The 24983-nt window shown below is 59.2% G+C and carries 25 protein-coding genes and 1 tRNA gene; 14 read left to right on the top strand and 12 right to left on the bottom strand.

Translation table 11 applies throughout. From position 1 onward, the window contains the following. Window positions 1-7: 7 nt before the first annotated feature. The 5 genes from MHM86_RS08360 to MHM86_RS08340 all read right to left on the bottom strand — a co-directional run bounded on the left by MHM86_RS08360 (window position 8) and on the right by MHM86_RS08340 (window position 5126). Window positions 8-1219, bottom strand: coding sequence for an acetyl-CoA C-acetyltransferase (locus MHM86_RS08360; protein ID WP_239197869.1), 1212 nt, complete (start codon window positions 1217-1219; stop codon window positions 8-10). A gap of 75 nt (window positions 1220-1294) precedes the next feature. Further along, window positions 1295-1930 (bottom strand): glutathione S-transferase family protein, encoded by a 636-nt coding sequence (locus MHM86_RS08355; protein ID WP_239197867.1) that lies wholly within the window; start codon window positions 1928-1930, stop codon window positions 1295-1297. A gap of 337 nt (window positions 1931-2267) precedes the next feature. Then, entirely contained in the window at window positions 2268-4046 is a 1779-nt protein-coding gene (locus MHM86_RS08350; protein ID WP_239197865.1) for an acyl-CoA dehydrogenase C-terminal domain-containing protein, read from the bottom strand. 31 nt (window positions 4047-4077) lie between these two features. Next, a complete protein-coding gene (locus tag MHM86_RS08345) occupies window positions 4078-4482 on the bottom strand; it encodes a MerR family DNA-binding transcriptional regulator (protein ID WP_239197863.1) in 405 nt (134 codons plus the stop codon). Window positions 4483-4757: 275 nt separating this feature from the next. Next, window positions 4758-5126 (bottom strand): MerR family DNA-binding transcriptional regulator, encoded by a 369-nt coding sequence (locus tag MHM86_RS08340; protein WP_239197861.1) that lies wholly within the window; start codon window positions 5124-5126, stop codon window positions 4758-4760. 113 nt (window positions 5127-5239) lie between these two features. On the opposite strand from MHM86_RS08340, the gene MHM86_RS08335 reads away from it, so the two are divergent. From MHM86_RS08335 to MHM86_RS08325, 3 genes are read left to right on the top strand one after another with little or no spacing between them, the layout of a single operon-like run. Further along, window positions 5240-5662, top strand: a complete 423-nt coding sequence (locus MHM86_RS08335) for a PaaI family thioesterase (protein WP_239197859.1) — start codon at window positions 5240-5242, stop codon at window positions 5660-5662. Next, on the top strand, window positions 5662-6171 hold the full coding sequence (locus MHM86_RS08330) for a PaaI family thioesterase (RefSeq protein ID WP_239197857.1): 510 nt from the start codon (window positions 5662-5664) through the stop codon (window positions 6169-6171). The genes MHM86_RS08335 and MHM86_RS08330 overlap by 1 nt, the downstream gene beginning before the upstream one ends. Further along, window positions 6164-7519, top strand: coding sequence for an MATE family efflux transporter (locus MHM86_RS08325; RefSeq protein ID WP_239197855.1), 1356 nt, complete (start codon window positions 6164-6166; stop codon window positions 7517-7519). Before MHM86_RS08330 ends, MHM86_RS08325 begins: the two co-directional genes overlap by 8 nt. A 160-nt stretch (window positions 7520-7679) precedes the next feature. Here MHM86_RS08325 and arsC read toward each other — a convergent pair whose 3' ends face one another. Genes arsC through MHM86_RS08310 form a run of 3 tightly spaced genes read right to left on the bottom strand, consistent with a single transcriptional unit; the run spans window position 7680 to window position 9408 of the window. Then, window positions 7680-8018: an arsenate reductase (glutaredoxin) gene (gene arsC, locus MHM86_RS08320; RefSeq protein WP_239197853.1), complete on the bottom strand. Its 339-nt coding sequence runs from the start codon at window positions 8016-8018 to the stop codon at window positions 7680-7682. Then, on the bottom strand, window positions 8015-9073 hold the full coding sequence (locus MHM86_RS08315) for a quinone-dependent dihydroorotate dehydrogenase (RefSeq protein WP_239197851.1): 1059 nt from the start codon (window positions 9071-9073) through the stop codon (window positions 8015-8017). The genes arsC and MHM86_RS08315 overlap by 4 nt, the downstream gene beginning before the upstream one ends. Next, window positions 9070-9408: a DUF952 domain-containing protein gene (locus MHM86_RS08310; RefSeq protein WP_239197849.1), complete on the bottom strand. Its 339-nt coding sequence runs from the start codon at window positions 9406-9408 to the stop codon at window positions 9070-9072. The genes MHM86_RS08315 and MHM86_RS08310 overlap by 4 nt, the downstream gene beginning before the upstream one ends. A 235-nt stretch (window positions 9409-9643) precedes the next feature. Between MHM86_RS08310 and MHM86_RS08305 the strand changes: the two genes are divergently transcribed. The 8 genes from MHM86_RS08305 to MHM86_RS08270 all read left to right on the top strand — a co-directional run bounded on the left by MHM86_RS08305 (window position 9644) and on the right by MHM86_RS08270 (window position 16590). Then, window positions 9644-11224, top strand: coding sequence for a bifunctional UDP-sugar hydrolase/5'-nucleotidase (locus MHM86_RS08305; RefSeq protein ID WP_239197847.1), 1581 nt, complete (start codon window positions 9644-9646; stop codon window positions 11222-11224). A gap of 118 nt (window positions 11225-11342) precedes the next feature. Beyond that, window positions 11343-11648 (top strand): DUF1992 domain-containing protein, encoded by a 306-nt coding sequence (locus MHM86_RS08300; RefSeq protein ID WP_239198642.1) that lies wholly within the window; start codon window positions 11343-11345, stop codon window positions 11646-11648. Between the two features lie 3 nt (window positions 11649-11651). Continuing rightward, window positions 11652-12323 carry an SOS response-associated peptidase gene (locus MHM86_RS08295; RefSeq protein ID WP_239197845.1) on the top strand — a complete coding sequence of 224 codons (672 nt, stop codon included), beginning with the start codon at window positions 11652-11654 and terminating at the stop codon, window positions 12321-12323. A gap of 216 nt (window positions 12324-12539) precedes the next feature. After that, entirely contained in the window at window positions 12540-13319 is a 780-nt protein-coding gene (locus tag MHM86_RS08290; protein WP_239197843.1) for an energy-coupling factor ABC transporter ATP-binding protein, read from the top strand. After that, complete coding sequence (locus MHM86_RS08285) at window positions 13300-13899, top strand: energy-coupling factor transporter transmembrane protein EcfT (RefSeq protein ID WP_239197841.1); 600 nt, start codon at window positions 13300-13302, stop codon at window positions 13897-13899. The genes MHM86_RS08290 and MHM86_RS08285 overlap by 20 nt, the downstream gene beginning before the upstream one ends. Before the next feature lie 58 nt (window positions 13900-13957). Then, a complete protein-coding gene (locus MHM86_RS08280) occupies window positions 13958-14497 on the top strand; it encodes a biotin transporter BioY (RefSeq protein WP_239197839.1) in 540 nt (179 codons plus the stop codon). 267 nt (window positions 14498-14764) lie between these two features. Then, a complete protein-coding gene (locus MHM86_RS08275) occupies window positions 14765-16363 on the top strand; it encodes a BCCT family transporter (protein WP_239197837.1) in 1599 nt (532 codons plus the stop codon). Between the two features lie 153 nt (window positions 16364-16516). Further along, window positions 16517-16590, top strand: a tRNA-Gly gene (locus tag MHM86_RS08270). Between the two features lie 26 nt (window positions 16591-16616). Here the strand turns inward: MHM86_RS08270 and MHM86_RS08265 are convergent. Both MHM86_RS08265 and MHM86_RS08260 read right to left on the bottom strand, forming a co-directional pair. Continuing rightward, the gene (locus MHM86_RS08265; protein WP_239197835.1) at window positions 16617-17222 is read right to left on the bottom strand and encodes a LysE family transporter; all 606 of its coding nucleotides are present in this window, start codon (window positions 17220-17222) and stop codon (window positions 16617-16619) included. Beyond that, window positions 17215-17679, bottom strand: a complete 465-nt coding sequence (locus MHM86_RS08260) for an Lrp/AsnC family transcriptional regulator (RefSeq protein ID WP_239197833.1) — start codon at window positions 17677-17679, stop codon at window positions 17215-17217. The genes MHM86_RS08265 and MHM86_RS08260 overlap by 8 nt, the downstream gene beginning before the upstream one ends. A gap of 224 nt (window positions 17680-17903) precedes the next feature. On the opposite strand from MHM86_RS08260, the gene MHM86_RS08255 reads away from it, so the two are divergent. The 3 genes from MHM86_RS08255 (at window position 17904) to MHM86_RS08245 (ending at window position 23304) form a co-directional block, all read left to right on the top strand. Next, entirely contained in the window at window positions 17904-19697 is a 1794-nt protein-coding gene (locus MHM86_RS08255; protein ID WP_239197831.1) for an ABC transporter transmembrane domain-containing protein, read from the top strand. A 241-nt stretch (window positions 19698-19938) separates the two neighbouring features. Beyond that, window positions 19939-21825, top strand: coding sequence for an acyl-CoA synthetase (locus MHM86_RS08250; protein ID WP_239197829.1), 1887 nt, complete (start codon window positions 19939-19941; stop codon window positions 21823-21825). 132 nt (window positions 21826-21957) lie between these two features. After that, window positions 21958-23304, top strand: coding sequence for an AarF/ABC1/UbiB kinase family protein (locus MHM86_RS08245; RefSeq protein ID WP_239197827.1), 1347 nt, complete (start codon window positions 21958-21960; stop codon window positions 23302-23304). On the opposite strand, the gene MHM86_RS08240 is transcribed toward MHM86_RS08245, so the two are convergent. Both MHM86_RS08240 and MHM86_RS08235 read right to left on the bottom strand, forming a co-directional pair. Continuing rightward, the gene (locus MHM86_RS08240; protein ID WP_239197825.1) at window positions 23301-23738 is read right to left on the bottom strand and encodes a thioesterase family protein; all 438 of its coding nucleotides are present in this window, start codon (window positions 23736-23738) and stop codon (window positions 23301-23303) included. The genes MHM86_RS08245 and MHM86_RS08240 overlap by 4 nt on opposite strands. An 11-nt stretch (window positions 23739-23749) precedes the next feature. Beyond that, entirely contained in the window at window positions 23750-24910 is a 1161-nt protein-coding gene (locus tag MHM86_RS08235) for an iron-containing alcohol dehydrogenase (RefSeq protein ID WP_239197823.1), read from the bottom strand. Window positions 24911-24983: the final 73 nt, after the last annotated feature.

Below are 24983 nucleotides of genomic sequence, written 5' to 3'. Positions count from 1 at the left end.
CCCCGGGTTATACGCGTTCGATGATGGTGGCTGCGCCCATGCCGGATGCAACACAGAGAGTGGCCAGGCCGGTCTCTTTGTCCTGACGCTCCAGCTCATCCAGCAGGGTGCCGATGATGATCGCGCCGGTGGCGCCCAACGGGTGACCCAGTGCGATCGACCCGCCGTTTACGTTGACCAGTGAGGGATCAACATCAAACGCCTGCTGGAAGCGCAGCACAACGGATGCAAAGGCTTCGTTCACTTCGAACAGGTCGAAGTCAGAGATTGCCATGCCGGTGTCGGCAAGGATTTTCTGGGTGACGGGCACGGGGCCGGTTAGCATGATGGTGGGATCAAGGCCGATTTTCGCGGTGCCACGCACGCGGGCGCGCGGTTTCAGGCCGAACTTCTCACCAAACTCTTTGCTGCCCAGCAGAACGCCGGCAGAACCGTCCACGATGCCCGAGGAGTTACCGGCGTGGTGGATGTGGTTGATCTTTTCCAGATGCGGGTATTTCAGCATCGCAACCTTGTCAAAGCCGGGCATGGTTTCGCCCATATCCTTGAACGCAGGCTTTAGACCGGCAAGGCTCTCTTCGGTGGTGCCGGGACGGGGGTATTCGTCGCGGTCCAGAATGGTCAGGCCGTTCATGTCCTTGATGGAGATGACCGATTTGTCGAAGCGGCCTTCTTCCAATGCTACAGCGGCGCGGCGCTGCGATTCTGCGGCCAGTTGGTCAGCCTGTTCACGACTGAAGCCGTATTCGGTGGCGATGATGTCCGCCGAGATGCCTTGAGGCACGAAGTAGCCGTCAATGGCCAGCGACGGGTCTGCGGCGATGGCGGCACCATCGCTGCCCATTGGTACGCGGCTCATCATTTCGACGCCACCGGCGATGTAGCCGTCACCAGCGCCGCCCGCGATCTGGTTGGCGGCCAGGTTCACAGCTTCCATGCCGGAGGCGCAGAAACGGTTGATCGACAGACCGGGGATGCGTTCGTCCAGATCAGAGGCCAGAACAGCGGTACGGGCCAGACAGGCGCCCTGTTCCATCACCTGGGTAGCGTTGCCCCAGATCACATCCTCAACGGCGTGACCTTCAAGGTTGTTGCGCTCTTTCAGCGCGTTCAGCACGCTGGCCGACAGGTACGAGGGTGTTACCTCATGCAGGGTGCCGTCTTTACGGCCCTTGCCGCGCGGGCTGCGCAGAGCGTCATAAATGTAGACGTCTTTCATTTTGTTGTCTCCTGTTTCTCTCAGGTTGAACTGGGTTTCAGTGGCTGATGTCCGGTCGCCCTGTCGGCCAATCGCTTAGGCGCGATCCGATGGGTTGCCGGGCATCAGGTCATAGGGGTGTTTCCAACCATCCAGCTGTTCGATGTTTTTCAGCCAGCGGTCGATGTTGGGCCATTCGGCACGGTCAAAGCCGAACGGTTCGGGGTAAAGGAGGTAGCCGCAGCAGGAAATGTCTGCATTGGTCAGCCCGCCGCCGACGATCCAGTCGCGGCCTTCCAGATGGGCGTTCAGAGTGGTATAAGCGCCTTTCAGACGGCCCTGCATAAAGCCGATGACCTCTTGTGGGCGCTTATCCTCGGGAAGGAAGTTCATCAAGAAGCGGGTCATGCCTGCCTGACTGGATAGTTTGTGATTGTCCCACAGAACCCAGCGCAGCACTTCGTATTTGTCGGCGTCAGATCCGGCGAATTTGCCAGACTTGTCGCTGATATACTGTTGGATTGCGCCGGATTGGCTCAGTCGCAGATCATCGTCTACCAGCACGGGTACTTCGCCCATGTTGTTGACCTGTTCCAGATAGTCGGCAGATCGTGTTGCACCGTTGAAGAAGTCGACAAAGACCGGTTCCCAGTCCAGCCCCGACAGTTCAAGGGCCAGTGCTGCCTTGTAGGAATTGCCGCTTTCACCGAAGCAGTAGAGTTTGATCGTCATGGTTTTCCTCCCGAACCATACGCCGTGTGGCGTAGAAACTTGGTTTTCTTTTCGAACCAAACTGGCATGGCCGTACTAACGCACCCTTGGTGGTCCCGTGCCAGTTTGACGAAGCGTCAAAATGATCCGCGGACCGGATGTGCAGGCAGCGCCCTGCTGTTTGGTGGTCAAAGACTACCTGTCTCTTACCGTAGAAGAGATCACATCATTGCCATGTGACGGGGCGTTAGATCTCAACAGATCCGTGCCGCAATGGCGATGTAACCTCTTGATTGGGCGCGGTCCTCCAACCGGCCCAAAAGGGCGGGCACTTTCATGTCCGCCCTCAAGGTTCTTATCAGAACTGGTCTGCGGCCAGCGACATCACCGGATCCGCGCCCGAGTTGATCCGCGCCAGGTGCAGCTTGGTCGCGGGCAGGCGGCGGGCCATGTAGAAACGGCCGGTTGCCAGCTTGGTCTCGTAGAAGTCTTTGTCCGAGGTGCCGGCGTCCAGAGCGTCCTGAGCGGCTTTCGCCATCTGTGCCCACATCAGGCCCAGGCAAACGTGACCGAACATGTGCATGAAGTCGTTCGAGCCGGACAATGCCGCGTTCGGGTTCTTCATGCCGTTTTGCATGAAGAACATGCCTGCTGCCTGCAGATCCTTCGACGCGTCTTTCAGGGGCGCAAGGAAGTCTGTGGCCAGGAATTCGTTGTCGGCGTTGTCTTTGATGAAGTTTTTCACCAGATCAAAGAAGGCCATCACGTGCTTGCCGCCGTCTGCCGCCAGTTTGCGGCCCACGAGGTCCAGCGCCTGAACGCCGTTAGCCCCTTCGTAGATCATTGCGATACGGGCGTCGCGGGTGAACTGGGACATGCCCCACTCTTCGATGTAGCCGTGACCACCGTACAGCTGTTGAGCCTTAACGGTCATGTCGTAGCCTTCGTCGGTCAGGAAGCCTTTGATGACTGGGGTCAGCAGCGATACCAGACCGTCGGCGTCTTTGTCGCCCTTACGGTGTGCTTTGTCGAGCAGCTGAGCGCCCCACAGCAGGAAGGCGCGCGCACCTTCGTTAAAGCTCTTCTGGTCCATCAGCGAACGGCGCACATCCGGGTGCACGATCAGCGGATCGGCCGGACCATCGGGGTTTTTCACGCCGGTCACGTCGCGGCCCTGCAGACGATCATTGGCATAGATGACGGCGTTCTGATAGGCGACTTCGGACTGTGCGACGCCTTGCATGCCAACACCCAAACGCGCTTCGTTCATCATGGTGAACATGGCGCGCATGCCTTTGTGCATGTCACCCAGCAGGTAGCCGGTAGCCTCGTCATAGTTCATCACGCAGGTAGAGTTGCCGTGGATGCCCATCTTTTCTTCCAGTGCGCCACAGCTTACGCCGTTGCGTGCACCGACGGAGCCGTCTTCGTTCACGATGAATTTGGGCACGATGAACAGCGAGACACCTTTGATGCCTTCGGGGCCGCCGGGGATCTTCGCCAGAACCAGATGGATGATGTTCTTCGACATCTCATGCTCACCAGCGGAGATGAAGATTTTCTGACCCGATACTTTATATGTGCCGTCGTCCTGCGGTTCTGCCTTGGTGCGCATCAGGCCCAGATCGGTGCCGCAATGCGGTTCGGTCAGGTTCATGGTCCCGGTCCACTCGCAGCTGACCATGTTGGGCAGGTAGGTCTGCTTCTGCTCGTCGGAGCCGTGCGCCAGAATGGCCGAGGCCGCACCGTGGGTCAGGCCCTGGTACATCGTGAACGCCTGGTTCGCGGCGGAGAACATTTCGCCTACTGCAGTGCTGAGAATGACTGGCAGGTTCTGGCCGCCGTACTCTTCGGGCATGTCGAGGCCGGTCCAGCCGCCTTCGCGTACCTGATCAAACGCCTCCTGAAAGCCGGTAGGCGTACGTACAACGCCATTTTCCAGCGAACAGCCTTCTTTGTCGCCAACAACGTTCAGAGGGGCCAGAACTTCGGAGGTGATTTTGCCGGCTTCTTCCAGAACGGCGGAGGTGAATTCACCCTCCAGATCGGAATAGCCGGGGATGTCAGACTGGCTGATGTTCAGCAGATCATGCAGAACAAACTGCAGGTCTTTGGTAGGGGCGGTATAGCTAGGCATTTCTCTCTCCCGATAAAAATTCCAGCCGCAATTATTCGGCGGCGTCTTTCTTTTCACTGAGCGAGGTGATCATTTCGGCACCCCACTTCATCTGGTCTTTCAGCTCTTCGATCGCTTCATTCAGCTCCTCGCGCTGCCGCAGCATGTCATCCAGACGTTGCTGGGCCACTTCATAGGTGCGTTGCAGCTGGGTCAGCTGCGCGTCACCCATTTCGTAGAGTTCCAGCAGCTGGCGGATTTCCTCCAGCGAGAAACCAAAGCGTTTGCCCCGCAGGATCAGTTTCAGACGCGCGCGGTCACTTTTGGTGAAAAGACGTTTCTGCCCTTCCCGAATAGGGAACAGCAGTTCCTTCGCTTCATAGAAACGCAGGGTTCTTGGTGTGACCTGAAATGCTTCGCACATTTCGCGGATGGTCATGGTGTCTTCTTCGGTCATGTTTCACGCTCCCCTAACGCTCGGCCCATGAAGACAGATCTTGAGCTGTCTGATAGGGCTACACTACTGCTTTACGCTTACGTAACTATACGTGACGTCACTTTGTGGGGTGACGTGGGATCAATCAAGGGAAACTAAAATCGAGCGCCAATTGACGTTTCGTCAGAACGAAAACAGCCCCGGAATAACCGAGGCTGAGAGCGACATATGGCGACAAAAAGAGGCGAAAACGGCGCTATGTGTCTGGCTTGCGGCATGAATGCCGGGAATCACCCCTATTTTAGGGCGGCGAGCGTGGCGTCGTGCAGATCGCGCAGTTCGGTGATCGCTTCTTCGATCTGGTGACGTTGCTCTTCCAGCTCTCGCAGCTGTTTGCTCGCCATATCGACCCAGACTTTCTTCTGGGCGATATCACCTTCGTTTTCGCGGATCAGCAGCCACTGGCGGATCTCTTCCAGTGGGAATCCGAACTTGCGACCGCGCAGGACCAGCGTCATGCGCGCGACTTCACGGCCACCATAGAATCGCGAGCGGCCCTGTCGCTCTGGTTGCAGAAGTTCGATATATTCATAGTAGCGCAGGGTCCGCGGGGTAACGTCGAACTTGGCGCACATTTCTTTGAAGGACAGTCTGATTTCGGACATGGTCTAATGCTCCCTTGGGGGCAAATTAGGACGTCGTTTCCCGAAGGGCAACCGTCGGTATTGCGATTTGCGGCATTAGCGGCTCTTATCAGCGCCATGAGGGAGGGGACCGAATGACGCAGCAGCAAACCAAATCAGCGCAGAGTTTTATCGAAGCAATTCCGCATGCTAGGGCCTTGGGTATGCAGTTTACCGATGTCGGCGAGGGTCATGCAGAGATGCGAATGCCCTATGATGAACGCTTTATTGGCGATCCGGAAAGCAAGGTTATTCATGGCGGTGCGGTCTTTGCGCTTTTGGACACCACATGTGGGGCGGCGGTGATGGCGCACCCGGAGGTGAAGGGCACAACCGCAACGATTGATCTGCGCATCGATTATATGCGTCCCGCGACCCCGGGGCAGGCGATCCGCACTCGTGCAACCTGTTACCGTGTCACGCGATCGGTTGCATTTGTCCGGGCCGAAGCACTGGATGACAGCGACGAATCGGTGGTGGCGACCGCAACCGGCGCCTTTGTGGCGGAGAAGAAGTGATGGCGTATAAACGACCCGAACCTGTTCAGGTGGTGAAACAACGGCGTGATGCGGCGCTGCATGCGCTGGTGCATAGCGTGCCGTATATTGAGTTTCTGGGGATAGAGTTTGAGCGCCGTGGCGATGAGTTGACGGCGATTATGCCGTTCAAGGACGAATTGATTGGCAATCCGATGTTGCCCGCGCTTCATGGCGGGGCAACGGCGGCATTTCTGGAGATGACGGCGATCATTGGCCTCAGCTGGGTGTCGCTTTGGGATGAGATTGAAACCGGTGGTCCTGACGCCATGCTGATTGAAGCGGGGCAGTTGCCGCGCCTGCCGAAGACCATTGATTTTACGGTGGACTATTTGCGCTCTGGCCTGCCGCGCGATGCCTATGCACGGGCACAGGTGAACCGGTCGGGCCGCCGTTACGGGTCTGTGCATGTGGAGGCATGGCAGGACAACCGCGCCCGTCCGTTCGCGCAGGCGACAGGCCATTTCCTGATGCCGTCGCGGGATGACTGATCAAATTGCCCAGCCCGCCGCCCAGTCTACCGTCCAGTCTGAGGTGACACATAAAAGGGTGCTGCAGATCGCGGTGCCCATTGTGCTGTCTAATATCACCGTGCCGCTGCTGGGGTTGGTGGACACCGGCGTTGTTGGTCAGATGGGGCAGGCGGCCCCAATTGGCGCTGTGGGTGTTGGCGCGGTCTTTCTGGGCGCGCTTTACTGGATCTTTGGCTTTCTGCGGATGGGCACCACCGGATTGGTGGGACAGGCTTTGGGCGCGGGCCGTTTGGGTGAGGTTGCAGCACTGTTCAGTCGCGCCTTGCTGGTCGCGGGGGGCGGCGGTCTGGTGCTGATCCTGTTGCAAGGGCCGTTGTTTTGGACCGCCTTCCAGATCTCGCCCGCGTCGGGCGAGGTGGAGGGCATGGCGCGGGCCTATATGCAGATCCGCGTTTGGTCGGCGCCTGCTGCCATCGGGCTATACGGCGTCACTGGCTGGCTGATCGCGCAAGAGCGCACGCGTGCGGTGTTTATCCTGCAGATCTGGATGAACGGGGTGAATATCCTGCTGGATCTGTGGTTTGTGCTTGGCCTTGGCTGGGGTGTCGAAGGCGTGGCCTTTGCGACCTTTCTGGCCGAGTGGAGCGGCCTGACGCTGGGCTTTTATCTGTGCCGCGATGTCTTCGCCAACCCGGCATGGCGGCAGGGTGTGCGGGTGTTTGACCGCGCTGCCTTGCGCCACATGATGAGGGTGAACACTGATATTTTGCTGCGATCGTTGATGTTGCAGGCGATGTTCCTGTCGTTTCTGCTGGTTGGGGCAGGGTTTGGCGACGTGACGCTGGCGGCCAATCAGGTGCTGATGCAGTTCCTGCATGTGATCGCCCATGGGCTGGACGGGTTTGCCTTTGCGGTCGAGGCGCTGGTGGCGCAGTATTTTGGTGCGGGTCTGCGCGGGGCGATGCGGCGATCTATCAGGCTGACGAGTATCTGGGCTGTGGCGGTCGCGATTGCGATGACCGTTGGATTTGCACTGTTCGGCGGGATGATCATCGACACACTGACCACAGCGGAGGATGTGCGCGAAGTCGCACGGAACTACCTGCCCTATCTGGTGGCCTGTCCGGTGCTGGCCATAGGTGCCTATATGCTGGACGGGATCTTCATCGGGGCGACGGCGACCCGGGACATGCGCAACATGATGGCAGTCAGTCTGGGCGTCTATCTGGTGGCGGTCGCACTGTTGGTGCCGCTGCTGGGTCTCGGCAATCACGGTTTGTGGTTGGCGATGCTGGTGGCCTTCGTGGTGCGGGGCGTGACACTGGCCAGCCGCTATCCAGTGCTGGAAGCGCGGATGGAGACATGAACGCTTCGTTGAATGAAGTGCCGCCCAACAGGCACTGTTGGGCCGCGCCGTTCCGCCCCCACGGGGCGGCGCGTTGCGCCTCCCCTTGGAACGGCGCTAGACCTCTGAACGAACTGATGGTGATCGGTAGCCGTGGGCACACCAACGCCGCCTGACATGGTTACAAAATATCCAGGACCTGTTCTGGCGGACGGCCCAGTGTTGCCTTGCCATTGGCAAAAACCACAGGCCGTTCGATCAGCGCGGGCGTTTCTGCCATCGCTTTGATCAGCACATCCTCGGGATCGGACTTGCTGAGGCCCAGTTCCTTGAATGGCTTATCCTTCACCCGCATCAGATCCACCGCTGGGATTGCAAGCAGGCTCAATGCTTCGCGAATCTCCGCCTCACTCGGCGCGTCGTCGAGATAGCGGCGCACGATGACGTCGCCTTTGTCTTCCACCAGCGCCAGTGTCTGGCGCGATTTGGAACAGCGCGGGTTGTGCCAGATGGTGATCATAGCCAATCCCCACGTTTGTGACCTACAGCGTCGGCCACATTGGTGAACCCGTTGGCCTCCAGCAATTTATCCAGACCACGGGCAATGTCCGCGCCCAGAGACAGGCCGCCGTAGATCAGCGCGGTGTATAGCTGCACGGCCGAGGCACCCGCGCAGATCTTGGCATAGGCATCCTCGGCAGAGGCAATGCCGCCAACGCCGATGATCGGCAAACGACCATCCAGTTGCGCCGACAATTGCGCCAGAACGCGGGTGGATTTTTCCAACAGCGGTGCGCCGGAGAGGCCGCCAGCCTCACTCGCGTGCTGGCTTTGCAGACCGTCGCGCGACAGGGTGGTGTTGGTGGCAATCACCGCATCAATACCGGTGGACAGGGCGACCTCACCAATCTCGGCAATCTCGTCATTGGTCAGATCCGGCGCGATCTTCAGGAAGATCGGGATCGGGCGATCCAGCGCGTTGCGGGCCGTCACCACACCGTCCAGCAGGCTGGTCAGCGCGGCCGCGCCCTGCAGGTCGCGCAGTTTTTCGGTGTTGGGGGACGAGACATTCACCGTGGCAAAATCCAGATGCGCACCGGTATGGGCCAGAACGCGGGCGAAATCGCTGGCGCGGTCGTCGCTGTCCTTATTGGCGCCAAGGTTCAGGCCCAGCACCATATCGCGCGGGCGCTGAGACAGGCGGGTGCCAATCGCCTCCATTCCCTCGTTGTTGAACCCGAAACGGTTGATCGCGGCGCGATCTTCCGACAGGCGGAACAGGCGCGGTTTGGGGTTGCCGGGCTGCGGGCGGGGCGTGGCAGCCCCTACCTCGATAAACCCGAAGCCAGACCGCGACAGAGGCGATAGCGCTTCGGCGTTTTTGTCAAAACCTGCGGCGATACCCACAGGGTTCGCCATATTCAGGCCCGCCACCGATGTTCGCAGGCGCGGCGAGGTTACCATCCCCGCCAAAGGCACCGCACCGGTGCGCAGCGCCAGCAGCGCCAGACCATGCGCCCGTTCGGGATCCAGACGGTGCAGGGCGCCAAGGCCCAGTTTTTCGATCAGTTTCATACCATCTCCTCTGGGAACTGGTGGGCGCCGTCGACCAAGGGCAGGGGGGTGTGCCAGCTGACATCCGCCATCAGCATCTTGCGGTAAAGGTGGGGGAACTTCGCGCCGCCGCGCGACACTTCCCACTTCAACGCCTCGCCAAGGGCATCAGCGTCCAGCGCCACAAGGATCAGATCCGGCTCGCCAGTGAAATGCTTGGCGGCGGTTTCTGCGGCCTGCGTGGCGGTGGAAAAATGGACAAAGCCATCAGCGATGTCGATCGGCGCCCCATCGGTTTCGCCGTGATCGACCAGCACCTGCCATTCGGGTGCGCGAAATATCTTGTAAATCAGCATGACCGCGTGATGCCGCCCTGTGGGCGATGCGTCAAGGGGATTGGGGGTTTGGTGGGCTGTGATGTGGAATGCGCGCGCAACTGTAGCCAATCCTTCACATAGTGCCGCTAAAACCCCCAGAACGAGCGGCGCTGTAACGGCAGTCGGCGAACTTCGGCGGTTTGTCGAACAGAGATTTTGACAGTTGCGCCAACACAGTGCAGGCTCCCGCCATAATTTAACAGAGAGGAAGACCATGTCTGTTCGTCTGCTTGCTTCTGCTGCAACTCTGGCGCTGAGCGCTGGCGTTGCTGCTGCCGATTTCAACCTGACCATTCTGCACACCAACGACATTCACAGCCGTATCGAATCGATTAACAAATACGATTCGACCTGTAATGCCGAGAGCGAAGCCGAGGGCAAATGCTTCGGCGGTGTGGCGCGGATCAAAACCGCCGTTGATGCCAAACGCGCTGAACTGGCCGGTCAGAACGTGCTGGTTCTGGATGCTGGTGACCCGTTTCAGGGTTCGCTGTTCTACACAACCTACAAAGGCGCGGCTGAGGCCGAGTTTATGGAGGCCATCGGCTATGACGTGATGGCGGTGGGCAACCACGAATTTGACGACGGGCCCAAAGGTCTGTCCGATTTCGTTGATGCGGTGTCTTTCCCCGTGATTTCTGGCAACCTCGACCTGTCGTCCGAGCCGCTGTTGAACGGTAAGGTCAGCAACCACGTTGTGCTGGACGTGAATGGCCACAAGGTTGGCGTGATTTCCGTTCTGGCGACCGACACGGTTGAAACCTCCTCTCCTGGGGAAAACGTTGTTTTTCAGGATGAGATCGAGAGCCTGAAGGCGGATGTTGCAGCCCTAGAGGCCGAAGGTGTGACCAAGATCATCGCGCTGACCCACGTGGGCCTGCCCAAAGATTTGGACATTGCTGCCAACGTGCCGGGCATCGACGTTGTTGTGGGTGGCCACTCCCACACGCTGCTGTCGAACACCAGTGACCGCGCCGCAGGTCCATACCCCACCATGGTGGGGGATGTGCCGGTGGTACAGGCCTATGCCTATTCCAAATATCTGGGCGAGTTGAACGTCACCTTTGACGCGGATGGCAAAGTGACCGCCGCCAGCGGTGAACCTATGTTGTTGGATGCCTCGGTCACGCCGGATGCGGCGATCCTGGCGCGTGTTGGCGAAATGGGCGCCCCGATTGAGGAAATGAAGCAGCGCGTTGTGGCTGAAACCGCTGAGGTGATCGTGGGCGACCGCGATGTGTGCCGTGCCAAGGAATGCACCATCGGTAACCTCGTCGCGGATGCGATGCTGGACCGTGTGAAGGATCAGGGCATTTCGATCGCGATCCAGAACGGCGGTGGCCTGCGTGCGTCCATCGACGCGGGTGAGGTGACTATGGGCGAAGTGCTGACCGTACTGCCGTTCCAGAACACGCTGTCCACTTTCTATGTCAGCGGTGAAACCGTTGTCGCGGCGTTGGAAAACGGTGTCAGCCAGGTCGAGGAAGGCAAAGGCCGCTTCCCGCAGGTATCGGGTCTGAAATACACCTTCGATCTGGCCGTGGCCCCGAACGAAGGCCGTGTGTCGGACGTGATGGTGATGGAAGGTGGCGCATGGGTCGCGATTGATCCGGCCAAAACCTACGGTCTGGTGTCCAACAACTACGTGCGCAACGGTGGCGACGGTTACAAGATGTTCCGTGACGCGGAAAACGCCTATGACTACGGCCCCGATCTGGCCGACGTCACGGCAGAGTTCCTCGCCAAAAACGCGCCGTACACGCCTTATGTGGATGGCCGTATCACTCAGAAATAAGTCACCTTTGATAGGATGACAGGACACGCGCGGGGGAAACCCCGCGCGTTTTTCGTTGCCACAAAGGGGGCAGGCGGAGGGGTTCCCTCACCTCACAGGGCGCAGTATGCTGGCGCCTATGGACCATCCGCTGATTGACCTGATTGATGCTAAGATCGCCGCGGCCGAAGCAGAGGGCGCTTTTGACGATTTACCCGGCGCGGGCAAGCCGCTGCCGCAGGTTGACGATCCTGACAATCATCTGGTTAATCGTCTGGTCAAAGAGGCGGGCGGCGTGCCGGAGTTTGTCAGCCTGTCGCGGGAACTGTCCCGCCTGCGCGAAGAGCTGCGTGAGACAGGCGATCGAACCCGCCGCAAGGACATCATGCGTGAGATGTCGATGATGGAGGCAAGGATCGACATCGCCCGCAAGGCGCATCGCTGATCCATGTGCGGGCGGCTGTCCAATACGGTGCCGTCAGACGCGATGGCACGGCTGTTTGCGGCCCAGCCTGCCAATGATCTGCCTGAGGTGCCGAATTTCAACATCTGCCCCACCGATCCTGTCCATGTGGTTTACAACGACGGCGACTTGCGCCGCCTCAGCGCGATGCGGTGGGGGTTTCTGCCGCATTGGTACAAGGCGTTGAATGATGGTCCGCTGTTGATCAATGCGCGCGCGGAAACCATTGCTGACAAACCCGCCTTTGCCAGTGCCTGCCGTACGCGGCGTTGTCTGATCCCCACCTCTGGCTATTTTGAGTGGGCCAAAGACGCAGGGGGCAACCGTTTGCCGTGGTATTTTCACCGCGCCGATGGTCAGCCCTTGGTGATGGCGGGGATTTGGCAGGATTGGCAGGACGGGGCGGGCAGCCAGATCCGCAGCTGCGCCATTGTCACCACTGCTGCCAGCGCCGATTTGGCCCATGTGCACCACCGGATGCCAGTTGTGCTGGACGCATCGGATTGGGCCAAATGGCTGGGTGAGGAAGGCAAGGGGGCCGCGCCGCTGATGCGTCCGGCGGCACCTGATTTGATCCACCATCACCGTGTGGCGACCACAGTAAACAGCAATCGCGCCAGCGGAGCGGAGCTGATCGAGGTTCTGGAAGACCTCTAGGCGCGACAAAGCGGCGCAAAGGCCGCCTAAGCGGTCAAATATTTCCGCGGCGGTGATGATACCGTATTGATTTTGCGCCAAAATCAGGTGCATTCAAGCGGCGTTTCAAAGATGACTCTGCGTACTCTGTTTGAATTTGACCGGTTTGCACCAGTTTGTGGTGCCTTGCTTTGCACCTGTTTCTGTTTTTAATGCCTGCCGCATGGAGAATACCAAATGACCAGCCCCCAAGATGGCGCCACCCTGAATGCTGCGACCGATCCTGCAGCTGCGGCAGCACCCACATGTCGGGTGGAGTTGAGCAATATAAGCTATCTGCGGGACGGGGTTGAGGTCTTTGACGGGTTGAATTTGTCGTTGAACGAACGTCGGATTGGCGTGATTGGGCGCAACGGGTCAGGCAAATCGCAACTGGCGCGTCTGATTGCCGGTCTGGCCCCTGCGGATGCGGGTAAGGTCACGGTGAATGGCGTCGATGTGGCCAAGGAACGCCTGAAAGCGCTGCGCACTGTCGGCATTCTGTTTCAAAACCCTGATCACCAGATCATCTTTCCCACCGTGGGTGAAGAGCTGACCTTTGGCTTGGTCGCCCAAGGGATGCCCAAGGATGACGCGCAGGCCAAGGCACGGCGCACGTTGGAGGGTTTTAACCGTCTCGATTGGTATGACCGGTCTATCCAGACCCTTAGTCAGGGGCAGCGGCATCTGGTCTGCCTGATGGCGGTGCTGGCGATGAATCCGGGTGTGATCGTTTTGGATGAACCCTTTGCTGGTCTGGATCTGCCGACCACTTTGGCATTGAGCCGTTATCTGGACCGTGTGGCGCCCGCGCTTATTCACATCAGCCACGATCTGGACGCGTTGCGCGACTATGATCGGGTGATCTGGATCGATCAGGGTAAGGTCAAACAAGATGGCGCCGCCGCTGCGGTGATTGACGGTTATGTCGCTGCGATGCAGGGGCAGGGAGACGGTGATGATTTCGCTGACCTCTGAGGTCCGCACGCCCTATCACCATTGGTGGGCGGGGCCAAAACTTCTGGGCCTGTGCCTATTTACTGTCGTCACCTTCTATCTGGACACGCCGCTGAGCAGCGGCGGCGTTCTGGCGGTTCTGGCGCTGTGCTATCTGATTTGCGGGGTGCGCTTTGCCCGTCAGGGGCTACGCCTGCTGCGCCCGCTGGTCTGGGTCTGTGTCATCATTATGGGTTATCATATCGCCATTCGCGATATTGCCGATGGCGCGGTGGTCTGTTTGCGTTTGGGCGCTGCGGTGGCTGCGGCCAATCTGGTAACGCTGACCACCCAGCTGGATGAGATGCTGGCTGTGTTGGAACGGTTGATGGCGCGGCTGCGGGTATCGCGGCGGATTCGGCGCAGGATTGCGCTGGCTGTGGCCTTGGTGATACGTTTCATTCCGGAACTGACCCGCAAGGGCGGCACCTTGATCGAAGCCTGGCGTGCCCGCAGTACCAAGAAATTCAGTTGGAAATTGTTGTTACCTTTCGCACTGTTAGCACTGGATGACGCGGAACAGGTCGCTGAGGCGTTGAAGGCAAGGGGCGGAGTGGAATAGACACTGGCCCCAAACACAGTAGAACTACGGAAATTCACCGAGTTGGGGGAAGGACAAAATGGAACGCAATCTCACTCTAATCGCACTCTTTGCGGCGCTGATCGCTGCACTGGGGCTGATCCCGAAATTTAACCTGCCGCTGGGCGTGCCAATCACCGGACAGAGCCTTGGCATCATGCTGGCCGGCACCGTCCTTGGGGCCAAACGCGGCGCACTGGCGGTCATCCTGTTTCTGGGCCTCGTGGCGCTGGGCCTGCCGCTCTTGGCCGGTGGTCGTGGTGGTCTGGGCGTCTTTAGCGGCGTCACTGCGGGCTTCCTCTTTGGCTGGGTCGTGGCGGCCTATGTGACGGGCCTCTTGGCCGAAGCATGGAGCCAAAAGGCAAATTGGTTTAATCCGGCGCTGGCTGCCGCGATCGGCGGTATTTTGGTGCTGTACCCGATTGGTATCGTGGGCATGTACCTGAAGCTGGACGCCACGCTGATGGGGCTGACCAAGTCGATGTATGCCTTCATCCCGGGCGACCTGATCAAATGTGTTCTGGCCGGTCTGATCACCAATGGGCTGCGCAAGGCGCGTCCCTCTATAGTTGCGGGCTAAGGCGCCTTGACGCGGATGCGTCGAATGCCTTTTTTGTATGAGCTTTAAGCGTATTTCGGGGCCCACATGGGGCCCCGTTCATTTTGCCGCAGTGCAGAAAGCGATTCCTTTGCGGTTGAGCATCTTCGCGCATAAATGACGTAGGGTCGGTTTTTGTAGAAATACGTCAGAAATCTGTCGCATTTAGACCTATGTGGGTCGATTTCCCGACCTGCCCCCTGTCATAAAACCCTCAATAATAGAGGTTCAAAATAGGGGAGGGTCTTTATGACCGATACTAACGATAATAAAGAGACCGACTATGAAGTCGGTCAGGACAATGTCCAACCATTCGGGTTAGACATCCATAATCCGGTTTTTGCGATCTCCGCAGTAACCATCGTTGCCTTCGTTTTCTTCTCGCTGGTCTTCAAAGAGCAAGCGGGTGAATTCTTTGGCTGGCTCCGCCCGACACTGACCAGCAACTTTGACTGGGTCTTCATGATCGCCTGTAACATCTTCGTGGTGTTCTGCCTGTTCCTGATCGTTACGCCCTATGGCTCGATCCGGTTGGGTGGCGATGATGCAAAGCCAGACTACAGCTACATGGGCTGGTTCTCGATGCTGTTTGCCGCTGGCATGGGCATTGGTCTGGTGTTCTGGGGCGTCGCAGAACCCATTTCCCACTACGGTTCGTCGCTGGGCGGCACCGCAGTAGGTGAAGGTGGCGTACGCACCGACTGGGCACCGCTGGGTGCTGCAGCAGGTGATACCGAAGCGGCCCGCGACCTGGCGATGGCGGCGACCATCTTCCACTGGGGTCTGCACCCTTGGGCGATTTACGCTGTTGTGGCGCTGGCACTGGCCTTCTTCAGCTTCAACCGGGGTCTGCCACTGACCATGCGTTCGGTGTTCTACCCGCTGTTTGGTGAAGCAACCTGGGGTCCTCTGGGCCACATCATCGACGTTCTGGCAGTTTTCGCGACCATCTTCGGTCTGGCAACCTCGCTGGGTCTGGGTGCCACGCAGGCGCTGGCTGGTCTGAACTACCTGTTCGGCGTTCCGGTGACCGATGGCATGAAAGTGTTGCTGATCATCGCGATCACCCTGTTTGCGCTGGTGTCGGTTGTTGCTGGTCTGGACAAAGGCGTGAAGCGTCTGTCCGAAGCAAACATGATCCTCGCAGCCGTACTGCTGGTTCTGGTTCTGCTGGTTGGCCCTACCCTGCTGATCATCAGCGGCTTCTTCTCGGGTCTGGGTGAATACATCGTACGTCTGCCCGCCCTGTCGAACTGGGTTGGCCGTGAAGACACCAACTTCATGCAAGGCTGGACCACCTTCTACTGGGCTTGGTGGATCTCCTGGTCGCCCTTCGTTGGTATGTTCATCGCGCGCATCTCGCGTGGTCGTAGCATCCGCGAATTCATCATCTGTGTTCTGCTGATCCCCACCGTCGTTGGTGCCCTGTGGATGAGCGTATTCGGTGGTGCGGCTCTGGATCAGATCATGTCTGGCGCAGGCGATGCGCTGTCGGCAGCGGGTCTGGAACTGAAGATGTTCACCATGTTCGAAGCCTTCCCGATGACCAGCTTGCTGTCCTTCGTGGGTATCGTTCTGGTGGTTGTGTTCTTCGTCACCTCCTCGGACTCCGGTTCGCTGGTGATCGACACCATCACTGCAGGCGGCAAAACCAACGCACCGACCGCACAGCGTGTGTTCTGGTGTGTGCTGGAAGGCGCGATTGCGATCGTGCTGCTGCTCGGCGGTGGTCTGGGCGCACTTCAGGCGGCTGCGATCGCGACGGGTTTCCCGTTTGCCATCGTGCTGGTGCTGATGTGCCTGTCGATCTTCATCGGTCTGGTCAACGAGCGTCGCCGCGCCAAGTAAGCGCTGCGCTTTGACACAATACCAAACGAAACGGCCCTGCTTGCGCGGGGCCGTTTTGCGTTTGAAGGGCAGGTTTTAGGTGGAAAACGCCTGCAGGGTTTCGCATCCCCTTGACCTCACCGCGCGGCTGAATTACGACAGCAAAACATCTGGGCGGGTATGGTGAAATGGTATCATAAGAGCCTTCCAAGCTTAAGGTGCGGGTTCGATTCCCGCTACCCGCTCCAAGATGTCTCTCTGATAGTGTGATGCCCTAGAAGATCATCGTTATGGCCCACAGGCTGATTGCTGTTCCCGATAGCAGGTCCAGCCAACGCAGTGCCCCGTCAGTGATCTGTTGTCGCGCCCAAAGCGCCAGTTGCACCAGAAACAGCCACCAAAGCGCTGATCCCAAAAATACCCCCAGCACCAGAACAACAGGCGCCAGCGGGTGACTGTCTGCGGCCTGTCCCAACCCTGCGATCATCGCCACAAAGGCCAACATCGTCATCGGATTGGACAGCGTCAGCAGATAGGTGCTGGTAAAGGCGCTGATTAGGCTGCCGCTCTTGTTCGCCGCCACCGCATCAGGACGGGCGCGCCAAAACCCGCGCGCGGTGTGGAGGCCAATCAGCAATAGAAGTGTGCCGCCGAAGATCTGCATCTGAGCGCCATAACGTGCGACCAGCCCGCTGGCGGCGATGCCGGTGGCGACGACCAGACCATATGTGCCATCCGCTACGGCGGCGCCGAGCCCTGTTGCCAGTCCTGCACCGCGCCCCTCGACCATACTGCGCCTGATGCACAACAGACCGATCGGTCCCACAGGGGCGGCAATGGCAACACCTGCCAAAAGGCCGGTGAGCGCGACCTCAAACACAATCGTTACCTCGTGGAATGGAGAGAGCCAGCGTTTCCTTGGCGGTGTCCATGGCGATGATGCTTTCTGTGCGGGTGACGGCGGGCAGCGGTTTGACCACCTCATTCAAGAAACGTTGCAGTGCAGCCGTGTCGGCAAGGCGCAGTTTCATCAGATAGGAATGCGGTCCGGAGATGTGGTGAAGCTCCTGCACTGCGTCATGTGCGGTGAGGGTGGCGACCGCCGCTGCTTCCCCGTCATAGCTGAGGTCGAGGAGGACAAAGGCGCAAAGTGCTGCTTGAAACGCCTGCGGATCCAGCCGCGCCTGCCAGTGGGTGATGATTCCCTCTCGCTGTAGACGCCGTATCCTGTCGTTGGTGGCAGAGACGGACAGCCCCACATGGGTCGCCACATCGGTAGAGGATCGCCGTGCATCGGTCTGAAGTATGGCGCAGATTTTGCGGTCGAAGTTATCCATATCAGTCAGTTATCCTGATAATTTATCAATATGAAAGCATTGTATCTGAATTTTTTGCCTTAAAAAGGCAATATTGCGGTTGTTTATGATGCAGGCCAAAAAACTGCCACATGACCTGCAAGGTAGGGCAGGGCGAATGACCGCACCCTATATACCCCTCCTGCGCTTGCCCGTTGGGCTGTCCTCGCTTAAACCGCAGACGCGAAGAGACGGAAGGACAGGAAATGGCGCGCGCACCGGTATCTGTGGATGAAGACCGCGAAAAATCCAAACGCGTGGGCGCATTGCGTGAGCTGTGGCCCTTCCTGCGCCCCTACCGCCTGCTGGTCGGTCTGGCTGGTCTGGCGCTGATCTTTACGGCGGCGATCTCGCTGACGCTGCCTTTGGCGGTGCGTCGGGTGGTCGATAACTTCAACGTCGAAAATGGCGCGCTACTGGACCTCTATTTCACCGCTGCATTGGTGATTGCCGGTCTGTTGGCTGTGGGTACGGGCCTGCGCTATATGTTGGTCACACGTCTGGGGGAACGGGTCGTGGCTGACATCCGCAAAGCGGTGTTTGACCGTGTGGTCGGTATGTCGCCTGCTTTCTTTGAAAACATTATGACCGGCGAGGTCCTTAGCCGGATCACCACCGACACCACGCTGATCCTGTCGGTGATCGGTTCCTCCATATCGATCGCGCTGCGCAATATCCTGATCTTTCTTGGTGGGCTCGTGCTGATGCTGCTCACTTCGGCCAAGCTGACGGGGCTGGTTCTGCTGATCGTGCCCGGTGTTGTGGTGCCTATTCTGGTGCTGGGGCGCAAATTGCGCACGCTAAGCCGTGAAAATCAGGATTGGATCGCTGTCAGCTCTGGCAATGCCAGCGAGGCGTTGCAAAGCGTGCAGACCGTTCAGGCCTTCACCAATGAGAGCGCGGTGCGTCGCGACTTCTCCGATGTCACTGAACACAGTTTTGACGCCGCGCGCCGTCGGATCTCTACGCGCGCATTGATGACGATAATTGTGATTTTCCTCGTCTTTTCTGGCGTGGTTGGCGTTTTGTGGATCGGCGCCAATGACGTGCGCGGTGGCGCGATGAGCGCAGGCGCATTGGTGCAGTTTGTGATCTACGCCGTGATGGTCGCCGGTGCCGTTGGTGCCCTGTCCGAGATTTGGGGCGAATTGCAACGCGCTGCCGGTGCGACCGAACGTCTGGTCGAATTGCTGAATGCCGAAGACAGCGTTGTCGATCCTGTCACGGCTCAGGCGCTGCCGGCAGAGGTTCGCGGTGCGATCACCTTTGACACAGTCAGCTTCCGCTATCCAACGCGGCCGGATGTGTCGGCACTGGATCAGGTGGCGCTGGAGATCAAACCGGGCGAAAGCGTTGCCTTCGTTGGCCCGTCGGGCGCAGGCAAGACGACCATCATCCAGATGATCCAGCGGTTTTATGACCCGCAACAGGGCCGTATCCTGCTGGATGGCGTCGATCTAAAGGACATGGCGCGCAGTGACTTTCGTGCCCATATGGCGCTGGTGCCGCAGGATCCGGTGATTTTTGCCACCAGTGCGATGGAAAACATCCGCTTTGGTCGGCCTGATGCCACGGACGCAGAGGTAGAGGCCGCCGCCAAAGCCGCCGCCGCGCATGAATTTATCGTGAAACTCCCCGAAGGCTATCGCAGCGACGTGGGGGAACGCGGTGTGATGCTGTCGGGTGGTCAGAAACAACGTATCGCTATCGCCCGTGCCATCCTGCGTGATGCGCCGGTGCTGCTGCTTGATGAGGCCACCTCGGCCCTTGATGCTGCCAGCGAACGTGCGGTTCAGGCGGCGGTGGATGAACTGTCCAAAACCCGCACCACGCTGATCGTCGCCCACCGTCTGGCGACGGTGAAAAAGGCAGACCGCATCGTGGTCATGGATGAAGGCCGCGTTGTGGCTCAAGGCACCCATGATGAATTGGTGGCCGCCGGTGGCCTTTATGCGCAGCTGGCCAAACTGCAGTTCACCGAGGGGGGCGAGGCAGCCTGACGCGCTATGTCAAGCGCCGTAGGACGCTGCAGGAGGGCGCCGCGCTTATGCTTTGGTGCGGTGTCCATACCCCGTGATTGCAGGGATTTATAGGCCAGGCAATCGCCATAAAGGGGATGCAATGGCTGGGCCTGACGTTGCACCCCCTGACGAAAGTTCCCTTGTATAAAGCAAATTTCCCTTCCACATTGCGGTCAGGGAAGAATAGCTCCGCATAAGGGGCACAAAGGGAGGACCGCCAATGACTTTTGCCTCGATTGCAGATACGCTTGCTGTTGAGAACGAGATGCCGTGGGAGGAACGCGATGTTCCGGTCACATTTTACCAATTTCTGACGCAGACCAAAGAGCGCCATGGCAACCGTAACGCCATGACCTTTCAACTGACCAGTGGTCCGAAGGACAAGGCAGAGACGCTGACCTGGACCGAACTGCATGCGCGTTCCTGTCAGGTTGCCAACATGTTCCGTGATCTGGGGGTCGGCGAAGAAGACGTTGTGGCCTGCATCATGCCGAACGCTCATGAAACGCTGTTGACCATCTTTGGCGGTGCGATTGCTGGCATCGTAAATCCGATCAACCCGCTGTTGGAACCGGAGCAGATTGCCGCCATTCTGCGCGAAACCAACGCCAAGGTTGTTGTGACGCTGAAGGCCTTCCCGAAGACAGATGTGGCCGAAAAGACCGCCGAAGCCGTGCGCCACGCTCCCAGCGTTGCAACCGTGCTGGAGGTGGATTTGAACCGTTATCTGACGCCGCCGAAATCCTGGATCGTGCCGCTGATCCGCCCCAAGAATCCTGGCAACCATCACGCGGATGTTTTGGATTTTAACAAGACGGCCAAGAAGTATCCGACCACCCTGTCGTTCGAGGATTCCAAAGGTGATCGCGTGGCGGCCTATTTCCACACCGGCGGCACCACGGGTATGCCCAAGGTGGCACAGCACCGCTATTCCGGCATGATCTACAACGGTTGGCTGGGCGGCACACTGCTGTTTAACCCCGATGACAACGTGATCTGCCCACTGCCGATGTTCCACGTTTTCGCCTGCCACGTGATTGCGATGTCAGCGATTCAAGGCGGGTCGCATGTGGTCTTCCCGACCCCCGCAGGTTATCGCGGCGATGGCGTTTTCGACAACTTCTGGAAGTTGGTCGAACGTTGGAAAATCACCTTCATCATCACCGTGCCTACCGCTGTGTCGGCACTGATGCAGCGTCCGGTGGATGCCGATATCTCTACCGTGAAAACCGCCTTCTCCGGCTCGGCCCCGATGCCGATGGAACTGTTCACCCGTTTCGCTGACGTATCGGGCGTGGATATCGTCGAAGGTTACGGCCTGACCGAAGCGACCTGTCTGGTGTCCGTGAACCCGCCCACCGGCGCCAAGAAGGTTGGCTCGGTCGGCGTGCGGCTGCCCTATAGCGATGTGCGGATCTTCAAGGAGGTAAACGGCGAACCGGTAGAGTGTGGTGCTGATGAGATCGGGGAGATCTGTGTGTCAAACCCGGGCGTGTTTGCGGGCAACACCTACACCGAGGCGAACAAGAACGAAGGCCTCTACCACCACGGCAAGTACTTGCGCACTGGTGATCTGGGTCGCGTGGACGCAGAGGGCTACGTTTGGATCACGGGCCGTGCCAAGGATCTGATCATCCGCGGCGGTCACAACATCGACCCGGCAGAGATCGAAGAAGCGCTGATGCAGCACCATGATGTGGCCGTTGCCGGCGCAATCGGTCAACCTGACGCCCACGCGGGTGAGGTGCCTTGCGCCTATGTCGAACTGGTCGAAGGTGCCACCACCACCGCCGAAGAGTTGATGAAACACGCCAAGATTCATGTGCACGAACGTGCCGCGATCCCCAAGCATATCGACGTGATGCCAGAATTGCCGAAAACGGCTGTGGGCAAGGTATTCAAACCTGACCTGCGCAAACAGGCCATTATCCGCATTTACAACAATGCTTTGGATGAGGCGAAGCTGAACGCAAAGGTGGTCCATGTGATCGACGACAAGAAGCGCGGCCTGATCGCGCAGGTCGAACGCACCGGCGTTGTTCATGACGATGAGGTGGGCCACGTTCTGGGGGCCTACACCCGTCCGTGGGAATGGGCGGCCGCCTAGGCGCTGACCTTGTCTTGCTGAAACAGAAAACGCTGCCTCTCGGGGCGGCGTTTTACGTTCTGAGGCTGTTGACGCGTCGGTAAATCCGTCTAGCTGGCCAGTGTGCATAGGAAGATCAGGAGCGGGCAGTCGATGCCAAAGGATGACAAACAGCGCCCCCGCGCGGTCGCTGTGCCTGCGGGGCGTTTGCACCGATTGGCGCGGATGGGCGGTTTGGCGGGGCAGGTGGCGGGGTCTGTGGCCTATCAAGGCCTGCGCAGCGCGTTGTCTGGGGATCGCCGATCGCTTGGTGATCTGGTTTTAACGCCTGCCAACATAGAACGCCTGACGCGTGAGCTGGCCCAGATGCGCGGCGCGGCGATGAAGATTGGACAGCTGATCTCAATGGAGGCTGGGGATGTCCTGCCAGCAGAGGCCACCGTGATCCTATCGCGTCTGCGCGATCAGGCGCATTTCATGCCGCCCGCGCAGTTAAAGCAGGTGTTGAACGCGGCGTGGGGCTCCGGTTGGCAGCGCCAGTTCAGCCGTTTTGATGTGCGGCCTGTTGCAGCGGCGTCCATCGGGCAGGTGCACCGCGCCCGGCTTCGCGATGGGCGCGATCTGGCAATCAAGGTACAATACCCTGGTGTCGCCGCCAGTATCGACAGTGATGTGGCCAATGTCGGTGCGCTCTTGCGGCGCACGCGGGTCCTACCACCCGCTTTTGACATTATGCCCTATCTGGCAGCGGCACGTGCCCAGTTGCATGAAGAGGTGGACTATCAGCGTGAAGCCGCAGCCCTGAGCACCTACCGTGACTGGTTACCCAAACTTGCGTGCCGCGATGCTTTTCATGTGCCAGCGTATCATGCTGATTGGTCCACGGCGCAGGTGCTGGCGATGGATTATGCCGTTGGGCATCCGATAGAGACACTGGAAAACGCCCCACCAGAGCGGCGAAATAAGGTGATGCGTGATCTGTTTGACCTGTTCTTTGCCGAACTGTTCCACTCCGGTCAGATGCAGAGCGATCCGAATTTTGCCAACTTCCTTTATGATGCAGCGCAGGCGCGTGTTGTGCTGTTGGATTTCGGCGCCACGCGGGGCATCGCGCCAGAGGTGGTTCAGGGCTACCGTGGCCTGTTGTGCGCAGCGTTTCAGGGGCAGGATGACACAGCGATCGCTGCCGCTGCCAAACTGGGGTTTATCGACGACACAATGGCAGCGGACCATCGCGCCCGTGTTGAGGCGATGATGCGGCTGACCTTTCAGGCGCTGCGCAGTGCTGGGGTGGGGGCGAGGTTCGATTTTGCCGACACGACACTCTCGAAACACCTGCAGGCTGAGGGCATGGCCCTGTTCGAGGATGGATTGACCCCGCCCCCTGTGGAGATGGATGTGCTGTATGTGCAGCGAAAGCTTGGCGGTCTGGCGTTGCTGGCGACACGGTTAAGGGCGCAGGTTGATCTAAGGGCCAGTGCCGCGCCCTATTTGGGCTAGCCTCGCATCAGCGCCTGAAACGCCTCGCGCCGCTCACCTTCAATTGGGGCAGGGCGGCGGCTGGCGCGGTCGACGTAGACATGCACGAAACGCCCTTCTGCTGACGCCTGCTCCTCCTCATTGCGGAAAAGGCCCAGTTCATAGCTGATCGAACTGGTCCCCAGATGTGCCACGCGCAACCCGGCGGTGATCTGGTCGGGGAAGGCCATTTCCGCGAAATATTTGCAGCCTGTTTCCACCACCAGTCCGATGGTGGTGGATGTGTGCGGATCCAGCAGGCCGCGGTCCATCAGCCAGCCGTTCACCGCCGTGTCAAACAGCGCATAATGCACCACATTGTTCATGTGGCCGTAGACATCATTGTCATTCCAACGGGTTTGCAGGGGGTAGAAATCCACGTAGTCGGCGCGGGTGCCACGATTTTGTGTGCTCATCGTTCTCTTTCTTACCAAGCGGCAGTGTAGATGTTCAGCGCGTCCTCTTCGCTGACCATGCGTGGATTGTTCACCAGCAGACGCTGTTGCAGCATTGCGTCGGCGGCCATCTTGGGCAGGGCGCCTTTGGGGATGCCTACATCACGCAGGCGGGTTTTCATGCTCAGGCGTTTTGCCAGATCCTCCAGCGCCTCGATCAATGCAGCGCAACGGGCCTGTGCGCCGGGTACGTCTGCCAGATGCGGGAAGGCATCGGCGGCGATTTCGGCGTAGACCTCATAGGCATCGGGCGCGTTGAAGCGCAGCACGTGGGGCAGGACCAGTGCGTTGGATAGCCCGTGTGGTACATGGAAGGTGCCACCGATCGGATAGGCCAGCGCATGTACCGCTGCGACGGGTGAATTGGCAAAGGCCTGACCCGCCAGCATCGATCCCAGAAGCATTGCGCCGCGTGCGTCGCGGTTCTGGCCGTCGGCCACTGCGGCTTCGATATTCGCACCAAGCAAGCGCAGGGCCTCGCGGGCCAGCATTTTCGATAGGGGATTGTTATTGGCGGAGGTGGAGGCGTAGGCCTCAATCGCATGCACCATCGCGTCGACGCCAGTGGCTGCGGTGATGTGACCGGGCAGGCCCAGCGTCAGATCTGCGTCCAGAACCGCCATATCCGGCAGAATCACTGACGAGGACACGCCGCGCTTTTCTTCATCGCCGACGGTGATGATCGCAACCGGCGTCACCTCTGATCCTGTTCCGGCCGTGGTTGGCACTAAAACCAGTGGCAGGCGTGGGCCCTTGGCCTGCGCAACGCCCCATGCCTGATCCAGATCCTCATTTGATCCCAGTAGCAGCGCCGCCAGTTTTGCGACATCCATCGGGGAGCCGCCGCCGAAGCCCAGCACTCCAGTCACATGTGCGTCGCGGCCTGCCTCTACGGCGGTCATCAGTGTTGCGCGGGACGGGTCCGCTTCTACGGCATCGAAAATGACCACCTCATGGCCCGCAGCCTGCAGGGCTGCCAGTGCTGAATCCAATAGCCCCAATTGGCGCAGCGCCGAATCCGTGATGACCAAGATACGTGGCCCCAGCAAAGCGCCCGCCAAAGCATCCAGCCGCGCTGCGGCACCTGCCTCGAAAACCACTGATTTTGTGGTGTTAAATATGAACGGCGTCATGCGATCCCTCCCTCTTCTTCATGCGCAGGCTAGGGGGGCGGCGGCGATGCAGCAAGCGGTGATGCTCGTCACG

Origin of the sequence: Thalassobius sp. Cn5-15 (assembly GCF_022347685.1) — a bacterium.
Lineage (GTDB): Bacteria > Pseudomonadota > Alphaproteobacteria > Rhodobacterales > Rhodobacteraceae > Thalassobius.
Note: the sequence above shows the minus strand (reverse complement) of the source record. Positions and strands in the feature narration are given on the sequence as shown.